General features: G+C 73.8%; 9 protein-coding genes. 1 reads left to right on the forward strand and 8 read right to left on the reverse strand.

From position 1 onward, the window contains the following. Positions 1 to 222: 222 nt before the first annotated feature. The 3 genes from ABZ027_RS32065 to ABZ027_RS32075 form a co-directional block, all read right to left on the reverse strand. Complete coding sequence (locus tag ABZ027_RS32065) at positions 223 to 717, reverse strand: HNH endonuclease (protein ID WP_356774423.1); 495 nt, start codon at positions 715 to 717, stop codon at positions 223 to 225. A 146-nt stretch (positions 718 to 863) separates the two neighbouring features. Beyond that, positions 864 to 1,403: a hypothetical protein gene (locus ABZ027_RS32070; protein WP_356774425.1), complete on the reverse strand. Its 540-nt coding sequence runs from the start codon at positions 1,401 to 1,403 to the stop codon at positions 864 to 866. Next, positions 1,403 to 2,035 carry a hypothetical protein gene (locus ABZ027_RS32075; RefSeq protein ID WP_356774427.1) on the reverse strand — a complete coding sequence of 211 codons (633 nt, stop codon included), beginning with the start codon at positions 2,033 to 2,035 and terminating at the stop codon, positions 1,403 to 1,405. The genes ABZ027_RS32070 and ABZ027_RS32075 overlap by 1 nt, the downstream gene beginning before the upstream one ends. Before the next feature lie 242 nt (positions 2,036 to 2,277). On the opposite strand from ABZ027_RS32075, the gene ABZ027_RS32080 reads away from it, so the two are divergent. Next, positions 2,278 to 3,024: a hypothetical protein gene (locus tag ABZ027_RS32080; RefSeq protein WP_356774429.1), complete on the forward strand. Its 747-nt coding sequence runs from the start codon at positions 2,278 to 2,280 to the stop codon at positions 3,022 to 3,024. Between the two features lie 65 nt (positions 3,025 to 3,089). Here the strand turns inward: ABZ027_RS32080 and ABZ027_RS32085 are convergent, their stop codons facing one another. The 5 genes from ABZ027_RS32085 to ABZ027_RS32105 form a co-directional block, all read right to left on the reverse strand. Beyond that, positions 3,090 to 3,833 (reverse strand): nuclease-related domain-containing protein, encoded by a 744-nt coding sequence (locus ABZ027_RS32085; protein ID WP_356774431.1) that lies wholly within the window; start codon positions 3,831 to 3,833, stop codon positions 3,090 to 3,092. A gap of 85 nt (positions 3,834 to 3,918) precedes the next feature. Beyond that, complete coding sequence (locus ABZ027_RS32090; protein ID WP_356774433.1) at positions 3,919 to 4,308, reverse strand: hypothetical protein; 390 nt, start codon at positions 4,306 to 4,308, stop codon at positions 3,919 to 3,921. A gap of 2 nt (positions 4,309 to 4,310) precedes the next feature. Continuing rightward, positions 4,311 to 5,450 (reverse strand): hypothetical protein, encoded by a 1,140-nt coding sequence (locus ABZ027_RS32095; RefSeq protein WP_356774435.1) that lies wholly within the window; start codon positions 5,448 to 5,450, stop codon positions 4,311 to 4,313. Between the two features lie 95 nt (positions 5,451 to 5,545). After that, positions 5,546 to 6,724, reverse strand: coding sequence for a DUF6884 domain-containing protein (locus tag ABZ027_RS32100; RefSeq protein WP_356774437.1), 1,179 nt, complete (start codon positions 6,722 to 6,724; stop codon positions 5,546 to 5,548). 451 nt (positions 6,725 to 7,175) lie between these two features. After that, positions 7,176 to 7,679, reverse strand: a complete 504-nt coding sequence (locus ABZ027_RS32105; RefSeq protein ID WP_356774439.1) for a hypothetical protein — start codon at positions 7,677 to 7,679, stop codon at positions 7,176 to 7,178. Positions 7,680 to 7,765 lie beyond the last annotated feature (86 nt).

Raw genomic sequence — 7,765 nt, forward strand, 5'->3', positions numbered from 1 at the left:
TCCGGCTCGGCGGTCCCACGCGAGGGGTGCGGGGCGGGGACCGTTCCCCGCCCTCGGGCGCCGCGGCGGGGCACGTCCGGTGGGGACGCCCCGGGTGCCCTTGCCTTCCCACGCGCCGCACGCGATGTGCCCCGGGGACGGTCGGCGGGGCGTCTTCCCCGCCCGTGAACGCGGACCGGCCCCGGACCTGTCGGTCCGGGGCCGGGGCCGGTCGGGGCCGTCCTAGAAGAGCGCGTCCTGGTGCGCGCCGGAGGGGTTGCCGGCGGTCAGCGCGGCGGCGATGGCAGCGTCCAGCTCCTCGGGCCGGGCGGCGGCGATGGCGGCCTGGACCGCCCGCGCCCGCCCCACCGCGCCGCGCACGTCGGCCAGTGCATGGCCCGCCAACCTGCGACGACTCGCGGCGTCGCGGTTGTTGTCGCCCCTCGTACCGGCCAGCCAGTGCGCCGGGTTCTGGCACGGCGGCTCGTCGCAGGTATGCCTGACCACCAGTCCGGCGGGCAGGGAATCGGGTCCGTGGGCGAGGCGGTAGCCGAACAGGTGGGCGGGCACAGTGCCGCGCCGGGTGCGGCCCGGGAGGGACACCGCGCGGAACGTGCCGTGCGCGGTGTCGGTCAGCCCGCCGGTCCACCACCAGCACTCGTCCGGGCCGCGCCGCAGGACGTGGGCGCGGTACCGGGCGACGGTTTCCCCGTCGGCGAGCAGTGCCGCCCAGGGCACCCCTTCCCCAGTCGCGGTGGGGTCCGCGCTTGCCTCCCGTTCCCCACGACCGGGGCCGGGGCCGTCGGAAACGGTGGGGTCTTCCCCACCCGCCGGGCGGGGAACGGCGGCACCGGACCCGGGGGTCGCTTCCCCGCCCGGCGGCCTCATCGGTGCCCTCGTGGGGACGGGGCGGGGCGCTGGGGCGCCGGGCCGTGCCCCACTCCGGGCTGGGGACGCTGGGGCTCGGCTCCCGCCCCGCCGTCGCTGTCCGTGATCGCCGTGGGGGTGCCGGTGGTGCCCGGGGCGCGCTCCGTGCCGGGGCGGCGTCCCCGTCCCGTGGGGCTGGTTCCCCACCCCTGTGTCCCGGGGCCGTGCCCCACGCCCGGGGTGCTCGCGGGGTGCGGGGCTCCGTCGGCCGGCGCGGGCTGCTCCTCGTCGGCCGGGTCGTCCTCGTCGGGGCCGTCCTGGGCGGCCAGCTCGGCGGTCGCCTCGATGTCGACCTCGCCGGTGCCGTGGTGGACGAACACCGCGCCGTCCGCGTCGGTCTCGGTGTAGGGCGGCAGGGCGTCGTCGGCGTCCGGGTCGCCGGTGCCGTAGGTGCGCCGGGTGCAGTCGGGCGCCGTGCAGCGCCAGACCTCCTCGCCCTCGACCTCGATCCGCTCCGTAGCGGTCGAGCAGTCCGGACACGGCGGCGTGAGGTGCATCACATACCCCCCGAAGGAGTGGGCTCCGGGGCGGCGTGTTGCTGCAGGAAGGCGCCCGCCATCGCGGCGGCCTCCTCCTTGGTGTCGTACGTGGTGTCCTCTCCGGCCTCGCCCGGGGTGCCGTCGGCTCCCTGGCCGATCCACCACCAGCCGCCCTCGCTGCCGTGCCACGACACGTCGGCCGTGCCACCGAACGCGTTGATGGTGACGCGGGGCTGCTGGCCGGTCGGGGGCTCGGACATGGCGCTGACGGCGTCCGGCCACTTCTTGCGGGCGCCCTGGCGGGTGATGGCCCAGGCATCGCCCAGCTGCGGGTAGCCCGCGCCGCGCGTGCCGGCGGCGGCCACGGTGCGGTCGGCCAGCTGCTCGGCGACGGTGCGGATCTCGCGCAGTGCGCGGAGGCGGGCGAGGTGCCAGTCGCCGGCGTCGCGCACGACCAGGTGCGCGTCCTCGGGAGCGGCGGCCGGGAGGTCCCGGACGCGGGTGGAGAGCTGGTCGGCCAGTTCGTCGGCGAGGGCGTCGAGCCGGGCGCGGATCCTCGCGGTCTGCTCGCGGTTCGGCTCGGCCCACGCGGGGTCGCGCAGTCGGGCGACGTCGGCGGCGAACGCGTCGGTGTAGAAGTCACTTCCCATGCTGACAACTTAGTTACCCAACCCCTTCGCGACAACCGAGTTACCCACATTGGCCGGGATCGGCGCCCGCGCACGGCCTGCCGTGAGCCACCCAAATTTGGGCGACCGGTGCCCGAAGGGCTTGTTATCAGCGCGGGGCTCGTCTGCCCGTTTCCCGTTTCCATCTGCGGCGGTGTAGCTGTACGCGGGGTGGGGCGGGCAGATATGACAAGGGACGTCGAAGCGCGGGCGAGGTGGTGGGGGTGAACGCGGTGTGGCCGCTGAGCCGGTCTCCTGTCGGCACGCGGCGGGCCTGGCGCAAGCGCGAGGAACTGCAGCGGTGGCTGAACGGGCAGCAGGGGCCGGGGTGGTGGGAGGTCGTGCCCGCGGTCGCGGCGGTCCTGGCCGTGATCGGGCTACCGCTGGTCGGTCTCGGGTGGCTGTGGTCCCGGATCGGCTGGTGGGCGGCGCTGCTCGCGGTGGCGGCCCTCGCCTACGCGGTCGTGTCCGCAGTGCGCTGGCGGCGGGCGGTGCTGGCGCGGCGCCGGCGGCGGGCGAGGTGCTTCTCCCTTGCTGAGGTCGACGCCTCGGACGACCGGGGGTTCCGGGCGATCGTCGGGCGGCTGCTGCTGCGCGACGGCTGGACGCAGGTTCGTGGGGTGCGCATCAGCCGGGAGGTGGTGCACCTGGTCGGCAACGGGCCCGACGGGCGCCAGCTCGGCGTGGCCTTCGAGCGGCGGATCGACGACGTAGGGCAGGAGATCGGGGGACGTGCGGCGCTGCGCCCGGTGGGCGGCGCTCCGCAACTGCCGACTGCTACCGCGCCGGGGGTCCGGCCGCTGTTCCTCGTGGTCAGCTCGGGGACGTTCGCCCGCGAGCGGGTGGTGTGGGCGGCCCGGCACGGGGTGCGGCTCGTCGACCGGGCGCTGCTGCAGCGGTGGGCGGCCGGCGAGGACCTGGCCGTGCTCCTCGACCTCTGCCTGGACCACGCCCAGCCGGACGCCTCGTAGCCGGACGGGGACATGCGAAGGGCTCGGGAGTCTCCTCCCAAGCCCATGCTGTCGGCGTGCTCGGGTCAGCCGCTGTGCCGGGGCAGGCGCTGCTCGGCCAGCTGCTCCACGGCGGTGACCCGGGCGGCGTCCCACCCGGGCTGGGCGGGGAGTCCGGACAGCATCCCGCGCAGCTTCCGGGCCTCGATCACGGTGACGCCGTGCAGCTCGGTTCGTCCGCGAGGCGCGGGGACCTTCGCCCCGTGCACGGCAAGGATCGGGCGGACCGGCACCCCCAGCACCTGCGCGGCCTGCTCCGCCTCCCACACCACGGTCTGCAGGGCCCGGGCCTGGTCGTACCGGCCGTAGCGCAGCAGCCCGCCGGTGATGGTGACGCGGGACTTCTTCGACTGCCAGTTCTTGCTGTCGATTAGGGCCACGCCGAACAGTCCGGCGACCAGGTGGTCGAGGTTGGCCTTCGACCCGGGGATTGCCCGGTCGTGCAGCACGGCGTATCCGCGCCGGGCGAGGGGCGCGAGCAGCCGGGCCGTGGCCTCCTCGCCGTCGGCGCCGGATGTCCAGCTGTTGTGCTGGTGGCGATAGGTCTGGCGGATGCCGTACGCGAGGACGGCGGCGGCGATCAGGGCGCCGACCTGCCACACGGTCACGGTGCCGGCGGCCCACCCGATGACGGCGGCGGCTGCTGCGGTCAGGGGCAGGGCCCACTTCGCGCGGCGGTGCTGGGCGGCGCGCTCGGCCGCGCGCTGTAACTCGCCCTGGCTGCGGGCGCTGGCTCCGGCGTTGCTGCGGCGCCTGGGTGTGGTCGTCATGTCGTCGCTTCCTGGGTGAAGGTGTCGGAGGTGCGGGCTGGATGGCGGGCGTGGGCGTACGGCGGCGCCAACAGCTGACGGATGTTCATGGGGTCTGGTCCTCCTCGTCGTCGAATGCGTCGGTAATCAGGTCGGGCCAGCGGGCGTGGCCGCGAAACTCCAGGCGGTGGCGCAGCATCTCGGCGGCGTGGCCCTTGGGGACCTCCAGGGCGAAGTCGTCCCTGGCGCGGGCGATGACGTCGCCTATGGTGACGCGCATCGGGGGCCTGATGCGCAGGTCGGTGACGGGCTCGGCGAGTTGGGCGCGCACGGCGGTGGTGATGGCGTGGTCGGTGGCTGCCAGCAGCTGTTTGCGGTAGTGCTCGGCGGCGGTCCGCCGGTCCTGCTCGGCCCGGTGCCGGCGGATGCGGCGACCGGACCACGGACTGAGCAGCGCGAGCAGCAGTGCCGTACCGAGCAAAACGTAGGAAGTCATCGTCACTTGCCCCCGGCGGTGGTGAGGCGCTTGACCTCGGCCCGGGCGAGGGCCAGTTCCGTCTGCACCTCGCGCATCTTGTCCTTCGTGGTGTTCACGGTCTCGTTGAGCTTCTCAACCTGACCTTCCAGCACGCCCTGCCGCTCGATGGCCCGGCCCAGCTCGGCCGCGTGCGCTTTCTCCTGCTCGGTCCGGCGCTCCTTCTCCGCGGCGATCCTGGTCTCGGCGTCCCGCTCGGCCTGCAGGGCGCGGGCGTCCGCCTCACGGGCGCGTTCCTCGGCGGCGTTCGCTGCGTCCTGAGCCGCTGTGACCGCCTGTTCCTTCTCGGCCTGTACCGCCTTGAGGGTCTTCTTCATCACCTCGACCTCGGTCTTCGCCGCGACCTCGGCCTTCCCGGCGTTGTCCTGGGCTTCGCGGACGCGCTTGTCGGCCTCCTCCTTGGCGGTGGTGACCTGCTGCTTTGTCTCGTCCTGGGCGCGCTTGACGGCTGCGGCGGCCTCCTCATTCGCCTTGTCGACGGCCTGGTCGGCTTCGGCCTTCAGTCGCTCGACGCGCTGCTCGGCGTCCGCGCGGATGCGCTCGGTCTCCGCTTCGAACCGGGCGGTCTCCTGCTCCAGTTCGGCGATGGCCCGGTCGGCTGCTTCCTGGGCTTCCTCGGTCTCCGCGCGGGCGAGGTCGCGCTGGCGCACGGCGGCTTCCCGCTCGGTGTTCGCGGTGGTGGCCTTCTTGCGCCACTCGGCGACCTGGGAGTCTGCAGCCGCGGCGACGGAGGCGACCTCGGCCTCGGCGGCGTCCGGGTCGTTGATGGTCTGGAGCAGGTCGACGTACCGCGCGAGCTCCGTCTGCAGCTCGTCGACCTTCTGCAGCACGGTGCCCTGCACGATGCCGGCGGTCCGGGCGGCGTCGGTGACGACGCGGTCGGACGGCTCCTCGACGGGTGCGGCCTTGGTCGCGCTGGTCTTCCCGCGCTTGGCACGGTAGGCACTCATGGCGTTGTGATCAGGGTTGGAGCAGTATTTCGGCGCGCGGCCCGGGGCGTTGGGGTCCTTGGGGACCGGCCGGGCGGTGCACTCGGGGAACGCGCACCGGGGCGCTTCCTCGACGGTGGCCTCGGCGGTCTGCTCGGTCGGCTGCTCGGTCATCTGCAAGAACTCCTACGGGGTGGTGCGGTCGGTACGGGCGCGCTGCGGTCGACAGCGTGCCGCATCCGGGGGCGGGTGCGGGTGCGGGTCGCGGCTCACGCGGCGGTCGTGTACTGGGTGGCGTTCTCGCGCATCGCGGTCAGCCGGCCGCGCTGCTTGCCGATGGCGAGATGGGCCAGCGGAGTGCGGGCCTGGGGCCAGACGGCGGCGGCGCGCTGGGTGTACTTGCCCGGGGTGAGCAGCACGACGTCGGCGGCGGTCAGTCCCAGCTCGGCGGCCTGGGCGCGCAGTTCCTCGACGGTGATGCTGCCGATGTCGTCCCACGTGTGGTCGTACGGCTCGATCACCTGGTCCAGCGGTAGGAAGCCGTGCAGCGCGCTCAAGACCAGGGTCGTGCCGCCGTGGGCGGTGAGGGCGTCGGCGGTCCGGCGGGCGTGCGTGTGCAGCTTGCCAACGTAGAGCTCCCCAGCAGGGGCAGCGTGGTCGAGCTTGAGACCGGAGCAGGGGATGACGACGACCGGCCCGGCCGCGGCGGGGGAGGCATTGTCGAACAGAGCCAGCTGCTCGCCGTGCGCGGCGGCGACCGGCCAGCGCGCGGCCGGCGTCTCGATCTGCTCGGCAGTGTCGAGCAGCTGCAGGGCGAGGGCCGGGTCGTAGGCGTCGCGGATCTCGACCCATCCGTACTCCCCCAGAACTCCGGCGAGGGTCTCGGCCTGCTCCCACAGGGGGAGGGCGGGGTCGATCTCGGGCACGGTGGCGGGCTGGGGTCCGGTCAGCACCTGGACAATCCGGCGGAAGGCGAGGGCCCGGAAGTAGGCGGCGGCGGCTCGCCGTTCGCTGGTGCCCAGGGCCTCGAAGTGGTTGGTGTGCTGGGGGCGGCGGGTGCACTCGCCGTACATGCGGGCGGCCCAGCTGGTCAGCTGCTCGGCGTGGTCGAGGACGCGGGGGAGTGCGGCGGCGTAGCGGGCCACGTCCTCAGCGGGGCCGGTGACCCGCAGGGCTCGGCCGGATCGGTCGAGCTGGCGGGCCTCCACGTCGAAGCGGGCGGCGACGGTGCGGGCGGCCTCGGCGCGCTGCGGACCGCGGCCAGCGGCGTAGGGGAAGTCCAGGCGGACCGCGGCGCGGCCGTGCGCCCGCAACTGCAGGCGGTCGGTGTCGACGTAGCGCGCGCATCGGGCGGCGCGCTCCGGTCCCCAGCCGGTGTCCCACAGTGGCCTGCGCGCCTCGGTGCCGTCGCTGCGTCGGATCGTCCGGCCCTCGTCCTGCAGCCCCATCCCGTGCCCCCTTCGTGGTGACTTGTGCAGGATCCCAGTCTAATTCATTGCATTGCATTTCGTCAACACATTTCATCACTCGTGATGCAATGAAATGCAATGTTTTAGTTGTCGTCGTGATCGCGGCCCGGCGCTCGCCGGTCGCCACGGTCGCCGGGCGCGTCGCCTCTGTTGCTGCCTTCTGCGAGGGGCGGCGAGGGGCGGCAGCAACCACGGGGGACGGCGGCGCGCGCCGGGCCGCGGGCCGGCCGGGAGTTCGGCGGCAACTCCGGTGGGCCGGCGGAGCGCTGCGCGCCGGGCGGCAGCACCGCGGCCGGCCGTCGCGAACTGGGGTAGAGAGGGGTGCGCGTGCCCGGTGGCTGCGTGTGGACAACAGAAACGAGGGCCCCTGAAATCGGGGCCCTCGTTGCGGTCGGGCTGGTGTCGGTACTTGCCGGGACCGGCGTAGGGGTCAGGCGGACTTCTCGCCCGCGCGGGCGGCCGTGACGTACTGCTGGTAGGCGGCGACGGCGGGCTCGTCTTCCCCGAACACTGCGGGGATCACGACGACCAGGTCACACACGTGCGCATGGGCGCCGGGGGTGAGGTCGACGACACCTCCGTCGAGGTGGCGGCGGGCGAACTCGACTGACTCCAGCGCGTGGCCGTAGTTCTCAACGGCCCACTTGGGGGCCTTGGGGCCGGGCTTGGCGGGCTGGTAGTTCGCCATGTTGTGGCGGCATTCCCAGCATTCACCCTGGTCGTGCTCGGCCGGTTCGGCGATGTACGGCAAGCACAGGTAACCGGAGAAGCGGTAACCCATTGACGTGTCGCCGAGCACGACGTCGCCGGGCTCGACGTCAGCGGCTTGGGCGATGCGCACGAAGGGGGTGACGTCGTCGGGCAGTTCGAGCATGTCCCAAGCGGTCTCGCGCGGGTACAGCGTGATCGGGAAGAAGTCGACGTCGGTAGCCATGGGCGGGGCCTTTCGTCCGGGGTTCTGTGAGGTGCAGGAACGGGGTCTGCCCTCCCCGTGGAGCCGACGCGGGGCGTGGGCCGGGC

Source organism: Streptomyces sp. NPDC006332, from assembly GCF_040612855.1.
GTDB lineage: Bacteria > Actinomycetota > Actinomycetes > Streptomycetales > Streptomycetaceae > Streptomyces.

What these genes read in the sequence shown, in the direction of transcription:
- ABZ027_RS32085 (WP_356774431.1), bottom strand. Translation starts at nt 3,833, where the DNA reads ATGACGACCACACCCAGGCGCCGCAGCAACGCCGGAGCCAGCGCCCGC.
- ABZ027_RS32070 (WP_356774425.1), bottom strand. Translation starts at nt 1,403, where the DNA reads ATGCACCTCACGCCGCCGTGTCCGGACTGCTCGACCGCTACGGAGCGG.
- ABZ027_RS32075 (WP_356774427.1), bottom strand. Translation starts at nt 2,035, where the DNA reads ATGGGAAGTGACTTCTACACCGACGCGTTCGCCGCCGACGTCGCCCGA.
- ABZ027_RS32100 (WP_356774437.1), bottom strand. Translation starts at nt 6,724, where the DNA reads ATGGGGCTGCAGGACGAGGGCCGGACGATCCGACGCAGCGACGGCACC.
- ABZ027_RS32090 (WP_356774433.1), bottom strand. Translation starts at nt 4,308, where the DNA reads ATGACTTCCTACGTTTTGCTCGGTACGGCACTGCTGCTCGCGCTGCTC.
- ABZ027_RS32105 (WP_356774439.1), bottom strand. Translation starts at nt 7,679, where the DNA reads ATGGCTACCGACGTCGACTTCTTCCCGATCACGCTGTACCCGCGCGAG.
- ABZ027_RS32095 (WP_356774435.1), bottom strand. Translation starts at nt 5,450, where the DNA reads ATGACCGAGCAGCCGACCGAGCAGACCGCCGAGGCCACCGTCGAGGAA.